Below are 18,537 nucleotides of genomic sequence, written 5' to 3' on the forward strand. Positions count from 1 at the left end.
CCGAGGAAGGCAAGCGCCAGCGGCTGGCTGCCGGGGAACTGGGTCTCGACATTTACCAGATGCGCGAAAAGCTCGCGGAAAAGGGCCTGAAATATGTCTAGGACCAGCCGGCCTTCAGCTCTCGTCACCGAATCCGGAAAGCCACGATGCAGTCCCCTCCCCCTTGAGGGGAGGGCTAGGGTGGGGGTGTCGCGGCTTCCGCGAACTCGGCACTTGTGGAACCTCCGACACCCCCACCCTCAATCCCTCCCCTCAAGGGGGAGGGAGGCAGATCGGGGCTCTCCATCGTTGAGGGCAGCCTGAATGTCGACCGACACCAGCGCAGGCATCCCCTGCATGTGGATGCGCGGCGGCACCTCCAAGGGGGGGTATTTCCTCGCCGATGATCTGCCTGTTGACCGCGACGCCTTCCTCCTCGCCGTCATGGGCTCGCCCGATCCGCGCCAGATCGACGGCATGGGCGGGGCCAATCCGCTGACCTCCAAGGTGGCGGTGGTGAAACGTTCGACCCGCGAAAACATCGATGTCGACTACCTGTTCCTGCAGGTCTTCGTTGACCAGCCCACGGTCACCGACCAGCAGAATTGCGGCAATATCCTTGCCGGGGTCGGCCCCTTCGCCATCGAGCGCGGGCTGGTCGCGGCGCAGGACGGCACCACGAACGTCCGCATCTTCATGGAAAATACCGGCCAGGTGGCCGAGGCGCGGGTGGAAACGCCCGGCGGGGTCGTGACCTACAAGGGCGACGCCCGCATCGATGGCGTGCCGGGCACGTCCGCGCCCATTCCCATCACCTTTGCCGATACCGCCGGCTCAAGCTGCGGGGCGCTGCTGCCGACAGGCAATGCGGTCGATGTCATCGAGGGTGTCGATTGCACGCTGATCGACAATGGCATGCCCTGCGTGGTCATGCGGGCCGCCGATCTGGGCATTGCCGGCACGGAAAGCCCCGAGACGCTGGAGGCCAATACCGCCCTGCGCGAAAAACTCGAAGCCATCCGCCTCAAGGCCGGGCCGCTGATGAATCTGGGTGACGTGAGCAAAAGCTCGGTGCCCAAGCTGACCATGGTCTCGGCGCCTCTGGCCGGCGGCGCCATTGCCACGCGCACCTTTATTCCACATCGCTGCCACGATGCCATCGGTGTGTTGGGTGCGGTCAGCGTCGCCACGGCGTGCCTGCTGCCCCACGGGCCGACTGCCGAACTGGCTCGGGTGCCCGAGGGCGGCGAGAAGCTGATTTCGGTGGAACATCCCACCGGCGAAATGAGCGTCATCGTCACCGTCAGGGATGGCGCGGTGACCAATGCGGCGGTGCTGCGCACGGCGCGCAAGCTGTTCGACGGACAAATCTTTGCATGAGGCGAGACCAGCAGTGACCGACTACATTCTCACCCTGCGCTGCAGCAATCGCAGCGGCATCGTGGCGGCCGTGGCCGCGCGCATCGCCCGCCATGGCGGCGATATCTTCGAGGCGCACCAATTCGACGATCCGGCCACCGGCATGTTCTTCATGCGGGTCGGCTTTTCCATGGACGCCCCGGAAGAGGATTTCCGCGCCGGCATCGCCGTGGAAGTGGCGAGCCTCAAACTCGAACTCTCGCTGCGCCCGGCCGGGCAGAAGCGCAAGGTGCTGTTCCTCGTCTCCAAATTCGACCACTGCCTGGGCGACCTGCTCTATCGCATGCGCATCGGCGAGCTCAATATCGAGGCGGTAGGCATTGTCAGCAACCACCCGCGCGAGGCGCTGAACCTGACGCTGATGGAGGGCATTCCCTATCACCACCGGCCGGTCAGCAAGGACACCAAGGCCGAGCACGAAGCCTGGGTCAAGACCATCATCGAGAAGACCGGCGCCGAACTGGTCGTGCTGGCCCGCTACATGCAGATCCTTTCCGACGATTTCTCCGCCTACCTCGAAGGGCGCTGCATCAATATCCACCACTCCTTCCTGCCCGGCTTCAAGGGTGCCAAGCCCTATCACCAGGCCCATGAGCGCGGCGTCAAGATGATCGGCGCCACGGCGCATTACGTCACCGCCGATCTCGATGAAGGCCCGATCATCTGCCAGGATGTGGAGGAGGTGAGCCATGCCGATACGCCCGAGGACCTGGTGCGCAAGGGCCGCGACATCGAACGCCGCGTGCTGGCGCGCGCCGTTACCTGGCACCTGGAAGACCGCGTGCTGATCAACAAGCACAAGACGGTGGTGTTCCAGCACTAGGAGTGAACGCCCTTCCACCGTCATTGCCCGGCTTGTCCGGGCAATCCATATCTTCGTGGGCGTGGGACCATGGATCACCCGGACAGGCTGGGTGATGACGGCGTGGAAAGGCAGGGGTTAAGCGTGAAGCAGGGAGGACAGCGTTGAAAATCGGATTTCTCGGCTATGGCGAGGCGGCGCGGGCCTTTCACGATGGGCTGAGCCGGGCCGTGCTGGCCCATGACATCCTGCTCGATGCCGACGATGGCGCCATGCGCGAGGCGATGAAGCTGCGTGGCGCCAGCCCGGTGGCGATTGCGGGCCTGGCCGAAGCCGACTGGGTGTTCAGCGCCGTCACTGCCGATCAGAGCCTGCTCGCCGTGGAACCGCTATTGCCCCATCTGCGGCAGGGGCAGGTGCTGATCGACATCAACTCGGTGTCGCCCGGCCGCAAGCGCGATACCGCCGCCGCCGTCGCGGCCGCTGGCGCGCAGTATCTCGACATGGCGGTGATGGCGCCGGTCCATCCCAAGAAGCATGCGACGCCGGTGCTGCTGGCGGGCGAACCGGCCGAAACGCTGCTGCCGCAATTGCAGGCCCTGGGCTTTTCCGCCAGTCTTGCCGGTCCCGAGCCCGGCGCGGCCACCGCCATCAAGATGGTGCGCTCGCTGTTCGTGAAGGGGCTCGAGGCCATCACTGTCGAAGCCCTGCTGGCGGCCCGCGCCTCCGGCTGCTTCGACGAGATTTACGCCTCGCTTTCTGGGTCGTTTCCTGGCCTCGACTGGTCGCGCTTTGCCGATTACCAGTTCGAGCGCACCACCCGCCACGGCCATCGCCGCGCCGCCGAAATGCGCGAAAGCGGCGCGACGCTCGATGCGCTGGGCCTGCATGGCGCATTGGCCCGCGAGATTGCCGCCGTGCAGGATGCGATGGGGGATGTGGGCGTCACCCCCGACGCGCCGCTGGCCGCGACGGTGCAGGCTGTGCTGGATACGCGGGTGGGGAAGCCCGGCTGATCGCTGACCTCTCCCCACCGTCATCACCCGGCTTGTCCGGGTGATCCATGGCTCAACGCATGCCGAAAGATGGATTGCCCGGACAAGCCGGGCAATGACGATGTTCCCGCATTGTCGTTGAAGCTAGCCCCGCACCGTCATCGGTTCGCTGATCCGATGGGCCTGGAAGGTGTCGGGCAGGGGTGTCAGCGCGATGCTGGCGACGATGCCGGCGCGGTGGAAGGGATCGCCCTCGGCAAAGGCGCGGGCCTGGTCCAGGTTGGCTGTTTCAAGAATCCCGAAATTGCCGATCGCGCGGCCGGCCTCGTCCAGCAGCGCCGAACCGATCATCACCACGGCCAGGTCATCCCCGCCCGACCGCACCCAGTCGCGATGGGCCGGGCGGTGGGTGTCGCGGGCGGCATCCTGGTCCGGATGATGCAGGCAAACCATCAGCACGAACATCAGGCGGCGTTCTCGACCACGATCATGCCGGCCCCGGTCATCGAGGCGGGGGCATGGTAATGCTTGTGGATCAGACTGACGTCCCGGTTCATCGCCGCGCGCATCACCAGCCACATGATCAGTTCCGCCCCTTCCGAGCCGAACTGTTCGACATAGTCCTCGCGGCTCATGGCGCGATAGGGCTCGGGATTGGCGGCGATGCCGTCGAGCCAGGCCCGGTCGGCCGCCTGGTTGATGAAGCCGGCGCGCGACCCCTGCAATTGATGCGACAGCCCGCCCGTCCCCAAGATGACCACGCGCTCGTCGCCCGGCCAGGATTCGATGGCCTGGCGCAGCACGGTGCCCATGTCCCAGCAGCGCTGCGGCGTCGGAATGGGATATTGAATGGTATTGACCCAGATGGGCACGATCTTGACCGGCCAGTTTTCCGGCCGGCCGAAGAACAGCTCCATCGGCACCTGCAGCCCGTGATCCACCTCGATTTCGCGGCACACCATCGGGTCGAAATGGCCCTCGACCAGCTTGTCGACGAAATGCCAGGAGAAATCGACCGCGCCGGCAAAGGGCGGAATGGCGCGCTTGCCCCAGCCCTCGTCGATCGGCTGGTAGCTCTCGGCCACGCCCACCGCGAAGGTCGGCACCTTGTCGAGGAAGAAGGTATTGCCGTGATCGTTGAAGATGACGACGGCGATATCGGGCCGGGCCTCGGCCATCCACTGCTTGCCGGCCTCGTAGCCGTCGAAGAACGGCTTCCAGTCCGCACTGTCGCGCAGACCGCGATCCAGCGCCACGCCGATGGAGGGAACGTGGCTGGTGCCCACGCCGCCGATGATCTTAGCCATTGCGCTGCTTTCCAAGTCGTTCGGAGAGAAAGTCGTCATGCGTCATCCCGGCCTGCGCCGCCCCGATCTGGGTGATCGGCGTCGGATCGACGGCCGAAATCTTGAGGATGAAAAACAGGTTGCCGCCCAGCCGCACCATGTCGTGCCAGTCGCGCGCCATCACCGCCCGCTTTTCCTCGGCACTGAGGCCAAAGCGGTCGAGATAGGCTTCCTCGCCAGCGCGGAAGGCGTCGCGATTGGCAGGCTGGCCGAGCGCCATCGCCATTTTGTTGATCCTGTAGCCCCTGATCGATCCTTCGCGGTCGAAGAGCGGGGTGTCGGGTATGGCGCGCGTGTCAGGCATGTTCGGCTCCAAATCTGCGGTCCAGCCAGCCCATAATGGCTGACGTGACCTCTTCCGGCCGTTCCAGCGGGGCGAAATGGCCGGCATTCTCGATGATGGCGAGTTCGGCATCGGGCGCCGCGGCGGCGATCTCCCGGTGCTGGGCAATGGGGCTCCAGCCATCCTGTTGCGCCGCGATCAGCAGGATCGGGCAGGCGATGGCAGGGATATAGGCCATGGCGTCGGGCCGCCCGAGCAGGGCGCCGATCTGGCGCTCATGCACGGCAGCGCCGGCGCGCCGTACCATGGCGCGCAACGCAGCCATGAGCACGGCATCGCCAATCCGGGCCGGGTCGAGCATGGGGGGCAGCCAGGCATCGGCAAACTGCTCGATATCGGCATGGGCCAGGTCGATCAGCCGTTGGCGCCTGGCCTGCTCGCCCTCGCGCCGGGGCTGGTGGCCGGTATTGGCCAGCACCAGGCCGGCCAGCCGCTGGGGCGCCTGATGCGCCATCTCCATGGCCACGCGACCGCCCATCGAATGGCCAATGGCGACCAGCCTGCCCTCGGTCTCGGCCAGCAGGCGCTGCGCCATGCCGGCGATGGATGCGTCCCGCGTCAGGTCGGCAGCATGGCTCGGCAGGGGCGCGGCGTCGGCCAGCTCCCGCCAGACGACGGCATCCGAGGCGAGGCCGGGAATGAGGACGAGCGTGGTCAATATGGTGGTTCCTTCGCCGCGGAGAGAGACATTATGTATACAGCGGTGTCAATCGAAATGTATGCACAAAGCGGCTGAATAGCAGCAGACGGCGATAAAACTGGCCATAAGGGCGCGTGTATGTATACAACATGCGGGCATGGCGCAGTGCCGGATGCGGCGGGCCTTCGCGTGGCGGCGGGGTGGTGCTATAGGATGCGGCGGAACAGGAATCGTCCCATGAAGAGCAGTGAAGTCGCTACCCACGGCCGCCGCGCCGTTATCGAGCTGCGCGAGAAGATTATTAATGGCGAGCTGCCCGGCGGCATGCGCCTGTTCGAGGTGCCACTGGCGGAGGCCTTGCAAATCTCGCGAACGCCGGTGCGCGAGGCCCTGTCCCGCCTCGCCGAGGAAGGGTTGCTCGATCGCCTGCCCAGCGGCGGCTTCGTGGTGCGCCGCTTCGGCTATGCCGACGTGGTCGATTCCATCGAATTGCGCGGCGTGCTGGAGGGCACGGCGGCGCGGCTGGCGGCCGAGCGCGGCGTGGCGCCCGAGGCGCTGGCGCGCATCCAGGCCATCGTCACCCAACTCGATTCCTGCTTCGGCCCCAACGAGGAAGACGTCGATTTCGACGCCTATTCCGATCTCAATGCCGCCTTCCATTTCGAGCTGGCCGGGCTGTCGGGCAGCGAGATCGTGCGGCGCGAGGTCGAGCGCGCTACGGCGCTGCCCTTTGCCTCGCCCTCGGCCTTCCTGCCCAACAAGATGGAAATCGCCGCCTTCCGCCGCTCCCTGCGCTCCGCCCAGGAGCAGCATCACGCCATGCTCAACGCCATCGCCGCCCGCGAAGGCGCCCGCGCCGAATTCATCGCCCGCGAACATGCCCGCACCGCGCGGGGGAACCTGGAATACATCTTCAGCCAGGATCTGGAGCTGTTGCAGAAGATCCCCGGCCTGGCGCTGATCCGGCACTGAGGGCGCCCTGCACCGCCGGTTCCAGCTCACCTCCCCCTTGAGGGGAGGGTAGCGTCGCTCGGCCCGAAGGGCGTAGCGGAGCTGGGGAGGGGGTGGCCTTGAGGATCACTGAAGGACCCCCACCCTCGGTCCCTCCCCTCAAGGGGGAGGGAGGCGATGAACACGGACATCGGTGTCCTCGATCATATCCCAAAAATCCCCCATCTTCCCGCCCTGCGCCGTGAAACGGCTTGCAATCCCGCGCCGCTTCGGCACATATGTATACATCACAACAAGAACATGGGAGGAAATTGCAATGGCGCAATCCAGTCTTGGCGACATTTTGAGAGAAAATCCGGACGTAGTGGGCCGGCTCCGCAATTCCCAGATCGGGATGTATGTATACCCGGTGGTCACGCCGGAATTCAGCAACTGGCGGACCGAGCAGGCCGCGTGGCGGCACTCCGCCGTGCTGTTCGACCAGTCCCATCACATGGATGAACTGACCGTCGAAGGGCCGGATGCGGAGAAGTTCCTCTCCCATCACGGCATCAACAATTTCGCTAATTTCGACCTGAATCGCGCCAAGCATTTCGTGCCCGTGACGCCCAATGGCCACGTCATCGGCGACCACATCATCTTCCGCGAACGGCAGGACAAGTTCGTGCTGGTGGGCCGCGCGCCGACCAGCAACTGGCTGATGTTCTGCGCCGCCAACGGCAAGTGGAACATCCGCGTCAAGCACGATCCGCGTTCCACCTCGCGGCCCGAGGGCGAGCGGGTGCTGCGCACCCACTACCGCTACCAGATCCAGGGTCCGGAAGCGACGAAGATATTCGAGAAGATGCATGGCGGGCCGGTTCCCGACATCAAGTTCTTCCACACCGATTTCATCAATATCGGCTCCAAGAAGGTGCGGGCCCTGCGCCATGGCATGTCCGGCGCGCCGGGGCTGGAAATCTGGGGCCCCTACGAGGACAAGAGCTACATCCTCAACTGCATCCTCGAAGCGGCCCGCGCGGCCAATGTGGACCTGGTGCGCTGCGGCAGCCGCGCCTATTCCACCAATACCCTGGAATCGGGCTGGATTCCCTCGCCGCTGCCCGGCATCTATACCGGCGACGGCATGCTGGCGGACTATCGTGACTGGCTCGCGGCCGACAGCTACGAATCCATCGGCGCCATCGGCGGCTCCTATGTCTCGGACAATATCGAGGACTATTACGTCACCCCGTTCGAGCTGGGCTACGACTTCTATATCGGCTGGAAGAAGGACGATTTCGTCGGCAAGGCGGCCCTTGAGAAGATGAAGGGCCAGACCCATCGCAAGAAGGTGACCTTCGAGTGGAACGCCGAGGACGTCGTCGATGTCATCGCCTCGGCCTTCCGTCCGGGCGAGGACCATTACAAGTGGATCGACTTCCCGCAGCCCAACTATGCCTCGACCAGCGCCGACATGGTGATGCGCGATGACAAAATGGTCGGCATGTCGATGTTCAACGGCTATTCCTACAACGAGCGCTGCATGCTCTCGCTCGGCGTGGTCAATGACGACGTGCAGGTCGGCGACGTGCTGACCCTGGTCTGGGGCGAGCCCGATGGCGGCACCAGGAAGACCTCGACCGAACGCCACAAGCAGGCCGAAATCCGCGTCCGCGTCTCCCCGACGCCCTATGCGGCCGAAGCCCGCGAAAACTATGCGGATAGCTGGCGCAGCAAGAAAAGCTGAGTCTCAAGACATCCTCCCTGCGGGGAGGTCGGGGATGCGATGGTCTCCCATGGTCGCATCCTCGCCTGTTCTTCGGGCTGATTTGTCTGCGACCTTTCAGTCGACTCCCTCCCCCTTGCGGGGAGGGATCAAGGGTGGGGGATGTTTGGCCCCGGTATCGGGGCTAGGCGACCGATTGGATCGAAGACCATGCCCACCCACCGGCGCCTCCCCCGGACTTGATCCGGGGGTCTTTTGCCATTCGTGCCGTGTTGGGAGAGACCCGCGGATCAAGTCCGCGGGAGGCGACTGTGGTTGGACGGGATGGTGCCCCCGACCCGGCCAGCGAGAACTACTCCGCGTCCGGCGCCTTGATCCGGGCCACGCGCTTATCGAGGAACGCCCGCAACCTCTCCTCGGCCTCGGGGCTCGTCGCCGTGAACGAGGCGATGAAGGATTCGACGAACAGCCCGTCTTCCTTGGCCATGTCCTGGATGCGGGGCAGGGCGTTGATGATGGCGTAGTTGGAAATCTCGGCATTGGTGGCCATGGTCTCGGCCAGCTTGTGCGCGTGATCGCGCGCCGTACCGGTCTCCACGACATATTGCACGAGGTTCCAGCGCTCGGCATCGTCGGGGGAGATGACGCGGCCGGTCAGCATCATGTCGCTCATCCGCGCCACGCCGAGCAGCCGCGCGATGCGGACCGAGCCGCCGCCGCCGACGAAAATGCCGCGCTGGCCTTCGGGCAGCGCGAAAAAGGCGGAGCGATCCGCCACGCGGATATGGGTCGCGGCCGCCAGCTCCATGCCGCCGCCGATGATGCCGCCATGCAAAGCCGACACCCAGGGGATGGTGCCATGCTGCATGCCGGCGGTGACCGCGTGCCAGCGGCGCGAGCCGCGGACGCCTTCGAACGGGGTCTTTTCCACGTGCTCGGCCAGGTCCAGCCCGGCGCAGAAATGCTCGCCATGGCCGAACAGCACCACCGCCTTGGCCTCGCTTTCGGCGCGGGCAATGGCATCGGCCAGCATCTCGACGAACCGGTCATTCATGGCATTGCGCTTTTCCGGCCGGTTGAGCCCGATATGGGCCACCTTGCCGGTCAGCTCGTAGGTCACGAATGTACTCGTCTCTGCAGCCATCGGCGGCGTCCCCCTCGACCCATCCGAAGCCCCCGGAACGTGGCTTCGGCCTCGTTTGATCGTTTACAGGTAGATAGTTTCCTTGTAAACAAATTTGGAAAAGACTGACCGGGAGGGGAAGGTCATGGCCGCAAAGGCTCAGCGCAGCGTCAAGCTGTGGTCTCCGCAAGTCGCCTGGGAGGAACGGGCGAATGGTGAATTCATCATCTGGCGCGACGATCCGCTCGGCCCCTATCCGGCCAGGCTCAACGAGCGGCTGATCCATTGGGCCGAGGTCGCGCCCGACCGGGTGTGGATGGCCGATCGCGCGGATACCGGCCCCTGGCGCCAAGTGACTTATGCCGAGGCGCTCGACCGGGTGCGCCGCATCGGCCAGTTCCTGCTTTCGGCCGGCCTGTCGGCCGAACGGCCGCTGGTCATCCTCTCGGAAAATTCCATCGAGCATGCGCTGATGGCGCTGGGCGCCCAGCATGTGGGCGTACCCTCGGCCGCCATCGCGCCGGCCTATGCCAGCGCTTCCTCCGGTTTCGCCAAGCTGGCCGAGATTGCCGTACAGATCGCACCAGGCATGATCTTTGCCGATAATGGCGCCGATTTCGCCCCGGCGGTCGATGCCGTCTTCGGTCCGGCCATGCCGCTGGTGGCAACGCGCGACCTGCCTTCGGGCCGCGCCAATGCCCGCCTGTTCGACGCCATTGTCGCCACCGAGCCGACCGCGGCAGTCAATGCGGCCTTTGCCGCGACCGGGCCCGATACCGTGGCCAAGTTCCTCTTCACCTCGGGCACCACTGGCTCGCCAAAGGCCGTGATCCAGACCCAGCGCATGCTGTGTTCCAACCAGGAAATGGTTGCCGATTGCTACGCCTTCATGCGCGACGAGCCGCCCGTGGTGGTGGACTGGGCGCCGTGGAACCATACGGCCAGCGGCAACAAGGTGTTCAATCTCACCATCTACAATGGCGGCAGCTATTATATCGACCGCGGCAAGCCCAGCCCCGCGCTGATCGGCCAGACCATCGCCAATCTGCGCGAAATCGCCCCGACCTGGTATTTCAATGTACCGGCGGGGTTTGAAATGCTGATCGGCGCCATGCGCGAGGATGCGGAACTCCGCCGCAACTTCTTCTCGCGCCTCAACCTGCTGATGTATGCCGGCGCGGGCCTGGCCCAGCATAGCTGGGACGCGCTGGTCGAGCTTTCCGAACAGACCCTGGGCGAGCGCGTGCCGATGACCACGGGGCTGGGCTCCACCGAAACCGGTCCCTTTGCGCTCTACTGCACCGAGCCGCAGGATGGCCCGGGCAATATCGGCATTCCCTCTCAGGGTGTTACCGTCAAGCTGGTGCCGGTGGGCGACAAATACGAGCTGCGCCTCAAGGGGCCCAATGTCACGCCGGGCTACTGGAAAAACCCGAAACTGACGGCGGAGGCCTTCGACGAAGAGGGCTATTACCGCATCGGCGACGTCGTGAAATTCGCGAAGCCGGGAGACCCGCGCGGCGGCTTCTATTTCGATGGCCGTACGGCGGAGAATTTCAAGCTCGATACCGGCACCTGGGTCGCGGTCGGCGTGCTGCGGGCGCAACTGGTCAATCAGTTCGGCGGGCTGATCCGCGATGCGGTCATCACCGGCGAGAATCGTCCCGAATTGGGGGCGCTGGTCGTGCCCTTCCTGCCCGCCCTGCGCGAATTGCTGGCGGGCGAACCCGGCCTCTCTGACGCCGCCATGCTGGCCCATCCCAAGGTGCGCGCCGCCCTGGCCGAACGGCTGGCCGCCCACCAGCGCCAGGCCAGCGGCTCGGCCACGCGGATCAAGCGCATCCTGCCCATGAGCGAGCCGCTGCGTTTCGACAAGGGCGAAGTCACCGACAAGGGTTCCATCAACCAACGCGCCGTGCTGGCGCAACGTGGCGCCCTGGTCGAGGCGCTTTATGCCGATGCGCCCGGCACCATCCAGGTAGAAAGGGAGGCCGTCGCATGAAGATCGAGGGTTCCAGCGCCGTGGTCACCGGGGGCGGCTCGGGCCTCGGCGCCGCCACGGCGCGGCTGCTGGCGCAGTGCGGCGCCGAGGTGCATGTGTTCGATCGCAACCGCGACGCGGCTGAAGCCGTTGCCGGCGAAATCGGCGGCGTGGCCCTTTATGGCGACGTGACCAGCGAGGCGGATGTCACCGCCGCCCTCGATACCGCCACCAAGGCGGGCGACGGCCTGCGCATCCTGGTCAATTGCGCCGGCATCGGCGTGGCGGGGCGCATTCTGGGCAAGGCCGGGCCGATGCCGCTGGCCGATTTCGAAGCCGTCATCCGGGTCAATCTCATCGGCACCTTCAACATGATGCGCCTGGGTGCCGAGCGCATGGCTGCGCTGCCCGAGCGTGCCGACAAGGCGCGCGGCGTCATCGTCAATACCGCCTCGGTCGCCGCCTTCGAGGGCCAGATCGGCCAGGCCGCCTATGCCGCCTCCAAGGGCGGCATCGTCTCGATGGCTTTGCCGGCGGCGCGCGAATTCGCCCGCTTCGGCATCCGCGTCAACACGGTGGCCCCCGGCATCTTCCTGACGCCCTTGCTGCACAACCTGCCCGAGGAGGCCCAGCAGAGCCTGGCTGCCGCCATCCCCTATCCGTCGCGCCTCGGTGATCCGGCCGAATTCGCCGACGCCGTCCGCTTCGCCATCGAAAACCAGTATCTCAACGGCGAAGTCATCCGGCTCGACGGCGCCATCCGCATGCAGCCCAAATGAGCTTTGCCGACCAGGCCGACCGCACCCTTGCCACGCTGGCGCTGACGCCGGGCTGGAGCCGGCTGCAGGCGCTGCGCCCCGATTGCGACACGGTCATCGTCGCCACTATGCTCGACGCGGCGGCGGGCTTTGCCGAAACGGTGCTGGCGCCGCTCAATCCGGTGGGTGACAGGATCGGCGCGCAGGTGGTCGATGGCCGCGTGGTGCTGCCGCCGGGCTTTGTCGATGGCTTCCGCCAATATGCCGAGGCCGGCTGGCTGGGCATCGACGCACCCGCCGCCCTGGGTGGGCAGGACGTACCGCTGACGCTGCAAGCCGCCTGCGGACCCTTGTTCGATCGCGGCTGCATGGCGCTGATGATGGCCGCTGGCGCCACGCGCGGCGCCATCCACCTGCTGGCACAAAGGGCCGAGGCGGCCGTGGCGGCGGAATGGGTGCCCAAACTCGTTTCCGGCGACTGGGCCGCCACCATCTGCATTTCCGAGCCCGAAGCGGGCTCCGATATCGGCCGCATCCGCACCAAAGCTGAATTGCGCGATGGCCGCTGGCTGGTCAGCGGCCAGAAGATCTGGATTTCCTTTGGCGATCATGACCTGGCCGGCCGCATCGGTCATTGCCTGCTCGCCCGCACCAATGACCAGCCGGGCACGCGCGGCCTCAGCCTGTTCCTGGTGCCCGACCATATCGAGGGCGCACCCAATGGCGTCACCCTGGAACGGATCGAGGAAAAGCTGGGCCTGCACGCCTCGCCCACCTGCGCCATGCGCTTCCGCGACGCCCATGCCATCCTGCTGGGCGAGGAGGGCAGGGGCCTGTCCCAGCTTTTCGCCATGATCGAGCCGATGCGGCTCCATACCGGCTGCCAGGGGCTCGGCCTGGCCTCGGCCGCGGCCGATATTGCCGAGGACTATGCCGCCCAGCGCCGGCAGGGTGGACGCCCGGACATGGCGCCGCCCACCATTGCCAGCCATCCCGATGTGATCAGGCAATTGCACGATATCCGTTCCGCCACCGAAATCCTGCGCGCCGCCGTGCTGGAGCTGGCGACAGCAATGGACCTGGCGCGGTTCGACGCCGATACCGGGCGCGCCGACCTCGCCGCCTGGATGCTGCCGCTGATCAAGACCTTCGGCGCCGAAACCGGCTTCGATGCCGCCCATGCCGCCATCCAGGTGCTGGGCGGGGCCGGCTACACAAGCGACTATCCGTTGGAGCAATACCTGCGCGATGCCCGCGTCATGGCGGTGTATGAGGGCACGACCGGCATGCAGGCCCTCGATTTCCTCACCCGCCGCCTGTGGCGTGACGAGGGGCGAGGGCTGGCGGTTTTCCTGCGGCAGGCGCGCGACGAGATCACCGCCGGTTCCGCCGCGCGTCCGGACCAGGCGCGCAGCGTCGGCGCCGTGCTCGACAGCTTCGAGACCTTGAGCGCTTCGATGACGGCCATGCAGGCCGATGCCGACGCCGCCCTCTATCGTGCCGACAGTTATATGCGGGCCGGCTGGGCCGCCGTCTCGGCCTGGATGGCCTTTCGCCTCGGGACAGACGAGGCCATCGCCATCCTGGCGGCGCGCCACGCCCTGCACAACGCGCGCTGCGCCCGATGATAGCGATGTCATTTCGGGCGGAAACCACGCATTAGCACTTGACGGCAGATCGTTTATTCCCGAATAGTTTGAAAGTGAACAATGTCGGGTTGCACGAACAGACGGGGTTGGGGGACACCGCACGCGACCGACGGGGATAGATTTCCGCAGCATCGCGGTTTGCGCGGCCCGTCGGGCCGCTAGCGCCATGGCTTGGCGCGCGACCCCTGATGCCCGCGGCGCGGCGATCGGTCGGCTGGCTTGGCCGCCCTCTCGTCGTAGCAGTCGAGCCCCGCGCCAGCCGTATGGCGCACTGATCTGGAACCTGGAGAACACAATTGATGGCGGTCCGTAAGCTCGACGAGGAAGTGGATGGCGTGGCCGGCAAGGCCGATGTCTCGCTTGGCGAGCTCGAAATCTCGGGCGGCTTCGTGCTGCGCATCGCCCAGCTTTCCGCCTTCGAGCGCTTCTTCACCGTCTTCGGCGAGAGTGAGATCCGCATTTCCGAATTCACCGTGCTGCTGGCTCTGTCCGAAAATCCGGGCATCCGCCAGGGCGTGCTGGCCGACGTGCTCAAGATCAAGTGGTCCAACATGACCAAGCTGGTGCGGGCTCTCGAAGAGCGGGGCCTCATCGCCCGCCACATCCCGCATGACGATCGCCGCTCGGTCGTGCTCAGCGTCACCGAAGCCGGCCGCAAGCAGATCGAGGCGTCCGCCGACAAGATGTACCGCTCCGATCGCGAGGCCCTGTCCATGCTCGATGACGAGGAGCATGCCCAGTTGATCAGGCTGTCGCGCAAGATCGCCGGCTGGCCGGAGATCAAGTGATGGCTGGGCCGATGAACCTGGACGACGTCGTGGCCATCGACTTCCACACCCATGCGGAAGAAGCCTGCGGCATGCATACCGATGACGGCTACGATGACCTGCAGCAGGCAATGGCGGACTATTTCCATTCGCCCTTCAAGGCGCCGCCGACCATTCCCGAAACCGCCGAATACTATCGCCAGCGCCGTATCGCCGCGGTGATCTTCCATGTCGATGCGGAAGCCGCCACCGGCCATCGCCGCTACAATAACGAAGAGATCGCCACCCTGGCGGCCGAGCATTCCGACGTGCTCATTCCCTTTGCCTCCATCGACCCGGCCAAGGGCAAGATGGGCGTGCGCGAGGCGCGCCGGCTGATCGACCACTACGGCGTGCGCGGCTTCAAGTTCCACCCGACCTACCAGGCTTTCTATCCCAATGATCGCGCGGCCTATCCGCTCTACGAAGTGATCCAGGAGGCTGGTTTGCCGGCTCTGTTCCATACCGGCCAGACCGGGGTGGGGGCGGGCATGCGGGGCGGCTACGGCCTGCGGCTCAAATATTCCAACCCGATGTATATCGACGACGTGGCCGCCGATTTTCCCGATCTCAAGATCATCATGGCCCACCCCTCCTTCCCCTGGCAGGAGGAGGCCCTGGCCGTCGCGACCCACAAGCCCAACGTCTATATCGACCTCTCGGGCTGGTCGCCGAAATACTTTCCGCCGATCCTCGTCAAATATGCCAACAGCCTGCTCAAGGAGCGGATGCTGTTCGGTTCGGACTGGCCCGCCATCCTGCCGGATCGCTGGCTCGCCGACTTCGAGAAACTGGATATCAAGCCGGAGGTTCGTCCGCTGATCCTCAAGGAGAACGCACGCCGCCTGCTCGGAATCTAACCACAAGACCGCAAGAATGCGGCTGGAGACTAGAAACCAAGAGAGAATGCGGTCGGATCCTCCGGCCGCGGGAGGACAGAATGAATAAGCTTGCAAAACTGCTCGCCATTGCGTCGCTGGCCGCTATTGCCGCCGGCACCGCCGATGCGCGTGAACTGCGTCTCGCCTCGGGTGCGCCGCCGGCCCACCCGGCGACCGACCCGATGTATAACAGCTTCATGGAATTCCTGCCCGAGGAGACCAATGGCGAACTGACGGGCCTGATGATCGGCCCCGAAGTGGTCGGCATCGTTGCCGTCAAGCAGGCGCTGCAATCCTCGCTGGCTGAAGTGGGCAACGTGCTGCCGCTGTTCGCCGCTGGCGACCTGCCCAACACGGTTCTCACGGCCGACCTGGCGTTCCTGGCCACCACGCCCCATGCAATGGGCGCGGCCGTGACCGAATATGTCGTTACCTGCGAAGAATGCCAGGCCGAGTTCAAGGCCATGGGCGGCGTCTTCCTCGGCGCCGGCTCGTCCGACATCTATGTGCTGCTGACCACCAAGCCGGTCAATTCGCTGGCCGACCTGCAGGGCCTGCGCCTGCGTTCGGGTGGCGCACCCTATGCCCGCTGGGCCGAAGCGCTCGGCGCCGCGCCGGCCCAGGTGCCGGTCAGCGACACGTTCGAATCCATGTCGCAGGGCGTGCTCGACGGCACCATGGCTTCGGTGTCCGACCTGATCTCCTATCGCCTGGTGGACGTGGCCAAATATATCATCGACGTGCCGCTCGGCACCTATCACACCACGTCCAACTTCACCGTCGCCAGCGGCACCTGGGCCGAACTGACGCCCGAATTGCGGGCCGGCCTGACGCGGGCCGCCAACCGCTCCAGCGCGCTCTTCACCCAGAGCTGGGGCTATGACCGCGCCGCCGCCGCCCGCCAGGCCGCGCTCGATGCCGGCATGGAGATCATCCCGGCCAGCCAGGATCTGCTCGACGCCACAAATGAGTTCCGCTTCACCGACGTTGCCTCGGCCGTCGAGGTTGCCGAAAGCCAGCTCGGCGTGACCAATGCGGCCGACAAGATCGCCCGCTTCCAGGCGCTGGTCGAGAAGTGGACCGCCATCACCGACGCCGCCAATGGCGATGTCGATGCCATCGCAGCAGCCGTGCAGACCGAAGTCTGGGACAAGGTGGACTGGTCCACCTACGGCCTTTGAGTCACGGGCCCGTGGGGGGTGATCTTCCCACGGGCCGCCTTCCAATCCGACTGCCTGGAGTGAAGCGATGCGCGAGAGTCTCGACCGGCTCGTCGTCCGGATATCCGACGGCCTGGCGCTGCTGGCCGCCGTCGGCGTGGTGGCCATGCTGGTCCATATTACCGCCTATGTCATCACGCGGCAGTTCACCCACTCGCCGGTTCCGGCGACGGTGGAGATCGTGTCCTACTACTACATGATCCTCATCGCCTTCCTGCCCCTGGCCTGGGCCGAGCGGCGCGGCGAGATGATTTCCATCGAAATTTTCGCCCCACTGATGAAGGGCCGCGTCGGCCGCATCAACGAAATCTTCGTCGCCCTGGTGACCTCGGGCGTCTATGCCGTGCTGACCTACACGACCTGGCTGGTGGCCATGCGCGAATTCTCCGCCCGCAGCTTCGTCATTTCCCTCAGTGTCGTTATCCCGGTGTGGCCCGGCTACTTCGTGCTGCCCGTCGGTTTCTGCCTGGCAGCACTGGTCACCCTCTACCGGGGCCTGATGCCCAAGCAAGGACCAGCGACATGAACCTGACTCTGGGCCTTGCCGGCCTCGCCTTCCTGTTCGTGCTGCTGGCGCTGCAGGTGCCGATCGCCATTGCCATGATGGCCATCGCCTTTGTCGGCGTGTGGGCCATGCTGGGACTGGCGCCCGCTATCGGCATCCTCGCCAACACGCCCTATGAATTCATCGCCAGCTGGACGCTGTCGGCCGTGCCCATGTTCCTGCTGATGGGCTTCATAGCCTATCATGGCGGGCTCACATCGGGCCTGTTCGACGCCGCCAAGCTGGGGCTGCGCAAGGTGCCCGGCGGACTGGGCATCGCCGCCATCGTCGCCTGCTCCGGCTTTGCCTCGGTCTGCGGATCGAGCCTGGCCACCGCCGCCTCGCTGGGCCGCATCGCCATCCCCGAAATGGTCCGCGCCGGCTACAAGCCCAGCTTCGCCACTGGCGCCCTGGCCGCCGGCGGTACCATCGGCGCGCTGATCCCGCCCTCCATCCTGATGATCATCTATGGCGTATTCTCGGAAACCTCGGTCACCTCGGTCTTCATGGGTGGCGTTTCGGTGGGCCTGCTGACGGCGGCGAGCTACGTCGTCGTTATCATGCTGACCGCCTGGCTGCGCAAGGACATCATCCCCGCCAAGGCGGTGGGCGTCGATGACCTCGATGGCCGCAAGGTGCTGCTCGATGTCTGGCCGATCCTGGCGCTGATCCTGCTGGTCTTCGGTGGGCTGTTCTCGGGCCTGTTCACCGCCACCGAGGCCGGCGCCATCGGCGCCGCGGGCGCTATCGGGCTGGTCGCCATCACCGGGCGGCTCAAATGGTCGGTGCTGCGCCAGTCGATCCTCGAAACGCTGGGCACTTGCGCTTCGCTGTTCATCATCGGCGTCGGCGCGGTGATGTTCACCCGCTTCCTCGGCCTCAGCGGCGCCGCCGGGCTGATCAGCGGCGCGGTGCAGAGTTACGACCTCAACTACTTCCAACTGATGTTCGTCATCGTGGTGATCTACCTGATCCTGGGCATGTTCATGGAGCCGTTCGGCGCCATGCTGGTCACCCTGCCGGTGCTGATGCCGGTGCTCGATGCGCAGAACATCAACATGGTCTGGTTCGGCGTGTTCCTGGTCAAGCTGCTCGAAATCGGCATGATCACGCCGCCATTGGGCATGAACGTCTTCGTCATCCGCAACGTTGCCGGCGAGCATGCGTCGCTGACCGACGTGTTTAAGGGCGTCACCCTGTTCCTGCTGGCCGACCTGGTCGTCGTCACCGCAATCGTGGCCTTCCCCGATATCGTCCTGTTCCTGCCCGAAATGATGCGTTAGGCGATTAGGGAGCCAACATTCTGTCGCGACAGTATTATTTCAGAGATAGGAAGTTTTGTCCGCAATAATACTTGATTGAATATTTGATCGGGCGTTGAGTGGGCGCCGT

Annotated in this window: 18 protein-coding genes and 1 pseudogene; 14 read left to right on the top strand and 5 right to left on the bottom strand. The window is 65.4% G+C overall.

Annotated elements, in window-relative coordinates:
* The 4 genes and pseudogenes from ASD80_RS18730 to ASD80_RS08455 form a co-directional block, all read left to right on the top strand.
* Positions 1-101, top strand: a pseudogene (locus ASD80_RS18730) (4-carboxy-4-hydroxy-2-oxoadipate aldolase/oxaloacetate decarboxylase); the annotation flags it as partial.
* Positions 102-303: 202 nt separating this feature from the next.
* Positions 304-1,359, top strand: coding sequence for a 4-oxalomesaconate tautomerase (locus ASD80_RS08445; RefSeq protein ID WP_200950265.1), 1,056 nt, complete (start codon positions 304-306; stop codon positions 1,357-1,359).
* A gap of 13 nt (positions 1,360-1,372) precedes the next feature.
* Positions 1,373-2,221, top strand: a complete 849-nt coding sequence (gene purU / locus ASD80_RS08450) for a formyltetrahydrofolate deformylase (protein WP_056231392.1) — start codon at positions 1,373-1,375, stop codon at positions 2,219-2,221.
* Positions 2,222-2,364: 143 nt separating this feature from the next.
* The gene (locus ASD80_RS08455; RefSeq protein WP_056231395.1) at positions 2,365-3,216 is read left to right on the top strand and encodes an NAD(P)-dependent oxidoreductase; all 852 of its coding nucleotides are present in this window, start codon (positions 2,365-2,367) and stop codon (positions 3,214-3,216) included.
* Between the two features lie 123 nt (positions 3,217-3,339).
* Here the strand turns inward: ASD80_RS08455 and ASD80_RS08460 are convergent, their stop codons facing one another.
* Genes ASD80_RS08460 through ASD80_RS08475 form a run of 4 tightly spaced genes read right to left on the bottom strand, consistent with a single transcriptional unit; the run spans position 3,340 to position 5,542 of the window.
* On the bottom strand, positions 3,340-3,660 hold the full coding sequence (locus ASD80_RS08460; RefSeq protein WP_056231398.1) for a YciI family protein: 321 nt from the start codon (positions 3,658-3,660) through the stop codon (positions 3,340-3,342).
* Positions 3,660-4,502, bottom strand: coding sequence for a class III extradiol dioxygenase family protein (locus tag ASD80_RS08465; protein WP_056231399.1), 843 nt, complete (start codon positions 4,500-4,502; stop codon positions 3,660-3,662). Before ASD80_RS08465 ends, ASD80_RS08460 begins: the two co-directional genes overlap by 1 nt.
* Positions 4,495-4,845, bottom strand: coding sequence for an extradiol ring-cleavage dioxygenase (locus tag ASD80_RS08470; protein ID WP_056231403.1), 351 nt, complete (start codon positions 4,843-4,845; stop codon positions 4,495-4,497). Before ASD80_RS08470 ends, ASD80_RS08465 begins: the two co-directional genes overlap by 8 nt.
* On the bottom strand, positions 4,838-5,542 hold the full coding sequence (locus ASD80_RS08475; protein ID WP_056231406.1) for an alpha/beta fold hydrolase: 705 nt from the start codon (positions 5,540-5,542) through the stop codon (positions 4,838-4,840). The genes ASD80_RS08470 and ASD80_RS08475 overlap by 8 nt, the downstream gene beginning before the upstream one ends.
* A gap of 219 nt (positions 5,543-5,761) precedes the next feature.
* Between ASD80_RS08475 and ASD80_RS08480 the strand changes: the two genes are divergently transcribed.
* Both ASD80_RS08480 and ligM read left to right on the top strand, forming a co-directional pair.
* On the top strand, positions 5,762-6,496 hold the full coding sequence (locus ASD80_RS08480) for a GntR family transcriptional regulator (RefSeq protein WP_056231409.1): 735 nt from the start codon (positions 5,762-5,764) through the stop codon (positions 6,494-6,496).
* A 295-nt stretch (positions 6,497-6,791) separates the two neighbouring features.
* The gene (gene ligM / locus ASD80_RS08485) at positions 6,792-8,204 is read left to right on the top strand and encodes a vanillate/3-O-methylgallate O-demethylase (RefSeq protein ID WP_056231412.1); all 1,413 of its coding nucleotides are present in this window, start codon (positions 6,792-6,794) and stop codon (positions 8,202-8,204) included.
* 331 nt (positions 8,205-8,535) lie between these two features.
* Here ligM and ASD80_RS08490 read toward each other — a convergent pair whose 3' ends face one another.
* The gene (locus ASD80_RS08490) at positions 8,536-9,327 is read right to left on the bottom strand and encodes a crotonase/enoyl-CoA hydratase family protein (RefSeq protein WP_056231414.1); all 792 of its coding nucleotides are present in this window, start codon (positions 9,325-9,327) and stop codon (positions 8,536-8,538) included.
* Between the two features lie 124 nt (positions 9,328-9,451).
* Here ASD80_RS08490 and ASD80_RS08495 point away from each other — a divergent pair, with 124 nt between their 5' ends.
* The 8 genes from ASD80_RS08495 (at position 9,452) to ASD80_RS08530 (ending at position 18,428) form a co-directional block, all read left to right on the top strand.
* Positions 9,452-11,308, top strand: coding sequence for a feruloyl-CoA synthase (locus ASD80_RS08495; RefSeq protein ID WP_056231417.1), 1,857 nt, complete (start codon positions 9,452-9,454; stop codon positions 11,306-11,308).
* A complete protein-coding gene (locus ASD80_RS08500) occupies positions 11,305-12,066 on the top strand; it encodes an SDR family NAD(P)-dependent oxidoreductase (protein WP_056231418.1) in 762 nt (253 codons plus the stop codon). Before ASD80_RS08495 ends, ASD80_RS08500 begins: the two co-directional genes overlap by 4 nt.
* Positions 12,063-13,673 (top strand): acyl-CoA dehydrogenase family protein, encoded by a 1,611-nt coding sequence (locus tag ASD80_RS08505; protein ID WP_056231421.1) that lies wholly within the window; start codon positions 12,063-12,065, stop codon positions 13,671-13,673. The genes ASD80_RS08500 and ASD80_RS08505 overlap by 4 nt, the downstream gene beginning before the upstream one ends.
* Positions 13,674-13,993: 320 nt before the next feature.
* A complete protein-coding gene (locus ASD80_RS08510) occupies positions 13,994-14,482 on the top strand; it encodes a MarR family winged helix-turn-helix transcriptional regulator (RefSeq protein ID WP_056231423.1) in 489 nt (162 codons plus the stop codon).
* A gap of 11 nt (positions 14,483-14,493) precedes the next feature.
* Positions 14,494-15,360: an amidohydrolase family protein gene (locus ASD80_RS08515; protein ID WP_082555153.1), complete on the top strand. Its 867-nt coding sequence runs from the start codon at positions 14,494-14,496 to the stop codon at positions 15,358-15,360.
* A gap of 80 nt (positions 15,361-15,440) precedes the next feature.
* Complete coding sequence (locus ASD80_RS08520) at positions 15,441-16,562, top strand: C4-dicarboxylate TRAP transporter substrate-binding protein (protein WP_056231425.1); 1,122 nt, start codon at positions 15,441-15,443, stop codon at positions 16,560-16,562.
* Positions 16,563-16,629: 67 nt separating this feature from the next.
* The gene (locus tag ASD80_RS08525) at positions 16,630-17,127 is read left to right on the top strand and encodes a TRAP transporter small permease (protein ID WP_056231427.1); all 498 of its coding nucleotides are present in this window, start codon (positions 16,630-16,632) and stop codon (positions 17,125-17,127) included.
* Entirely contained in the window at positions 17,124-18,428 is a 1,305-nt protein-coding gene (locus ASD80_RS08530) for a TRAP transporter large permease (RefSeq protein ID WP_056231430.1), read from the top strand. Before ASD80_RS08525 ends, ASD80_RS08530 begins: the two co-directional genes overlap by 4 nt.
* The last annotated feature ends 109 nt before the right edge of the window (positions 18,429-18,537 follow it).

The sequence above is a fragment of the Devosia sp. Root635 genome (assembly GCF_001427605.1).
Lineage (GTDB): Bacteria > Pseudomonadota > Alphaproteobacteria > Rhizobiales > Devosiaceae > Devosia.

Excerpts from the sequence above, each read along its gene's own strand:
- ASD80_RS08445 (WP_200950265.1), top strand. The coding sequence starts at position 304 with ATGTCGACCGACACCAGCGCAGGCATCCCCTGCATGTGGATGCGCGGC.
- ASD80_RS08460 (WP_056231398.1), bottom strand. The coding sequence starts at position 3,660 with ATGTTCGTGCTGATGGTTTGCCTGCATCATCCGGACCAGGATGCCGCC.
- ASD80_RS08465 (WP_056231399.1), bottom strand. The coding sequence starts at position 4,502 with ATGGCTAAGATCATCGGCGGCGTGGGCACCAGCCACGTTCCCTCCATC.
- ASD80_RS08470 (WP_056231403.1), bottom strand. The coding sequence starts at position 4,845 with ATGCCTGACACGCGCGCCATACCCGACACCCCGCTCTTCGACCGCGAA.
- ASD80_RS08480 (WP_056231409.1), top strand. The coding sequence starts at position 5,762 with ATGAAGAGCAGTGAAGTCGCTACCCACGGCCGCCGCGCCGTTATCGAG.
- ligM (WP_056231412.1), top strand. The coding sequence starts at position 6,792 with ATGGCGCAATCCAGTCTTGGCGACATTTTGAGAGAAAATCCGGACGTA.
- ASD80_RS08490 (WP_056231414.1), bottom strand. The coding sequence starts at position 9,327 with ATGGCTGCAGAGACGAGTACATTCGTGACCTACGAGCTGACCGGCAAG.
- ASD80_RS08495 (WP_056231417.1), top strand. The coding sequence starts at position 9,452 with ATGGCCGCAAAGGCTCAGCGCAGCGTCAAGCTGTGGTCTCCGCAAGTC.
- ASD80_RS08500 (WP_056231418.1), top strand. The coding sequence starts at position 11,305 with ATGAAGATCGAGGGTTCCAGCGCCGTGGTCACCGGGGGCGGCTCGGGC.
- ASD80_RS08505 (WP_056231421.1), top strand. The coding sequence starts at position 12,063 with ATGAGCTTTGCCGACCAGGCCGACCGCACCCTTGCCACGCTGGCGCTG.
- ASD80_RS08510 (WP_056231423.1), top strand. The coding sequence starts at position 13,994 with ATGGCGGTCCGTAAGCTCGACGAGGAAGTGGATGGCGTGGCCGGCAAG.
- ASD80_RS08515 (WP_082555153.1), top strand. The coding sequence starts at position 14,494 with ATGAACCTGGACGACGTCGTGGCCATCGACTTCCACACCCATGCGGAA.
- ASD80_RS08520 (WP_056231425.1), top strand. The coding sequence starts at position 15,441 with ATGAATAAGCTTGCAAAACTGCTCGCCATTGCGTCGCTGGCCGCTATT.
- ASD80_RS08525 (WP_056231427.1), top strand. The coding sequence starts at position 16,630 with ATGCGCGAGAGTCTCGACCGGCTCGTCGTCCGGATATCCGACGGCCTG.
- ASD80_RS08530 (WP_056231430.1), top strand. The coding sequence starts at position 17,124 with ATGAACCTGACTCTGGGCCTTGCCGGCCTCGCCTTCCTGTTCGTGCTG.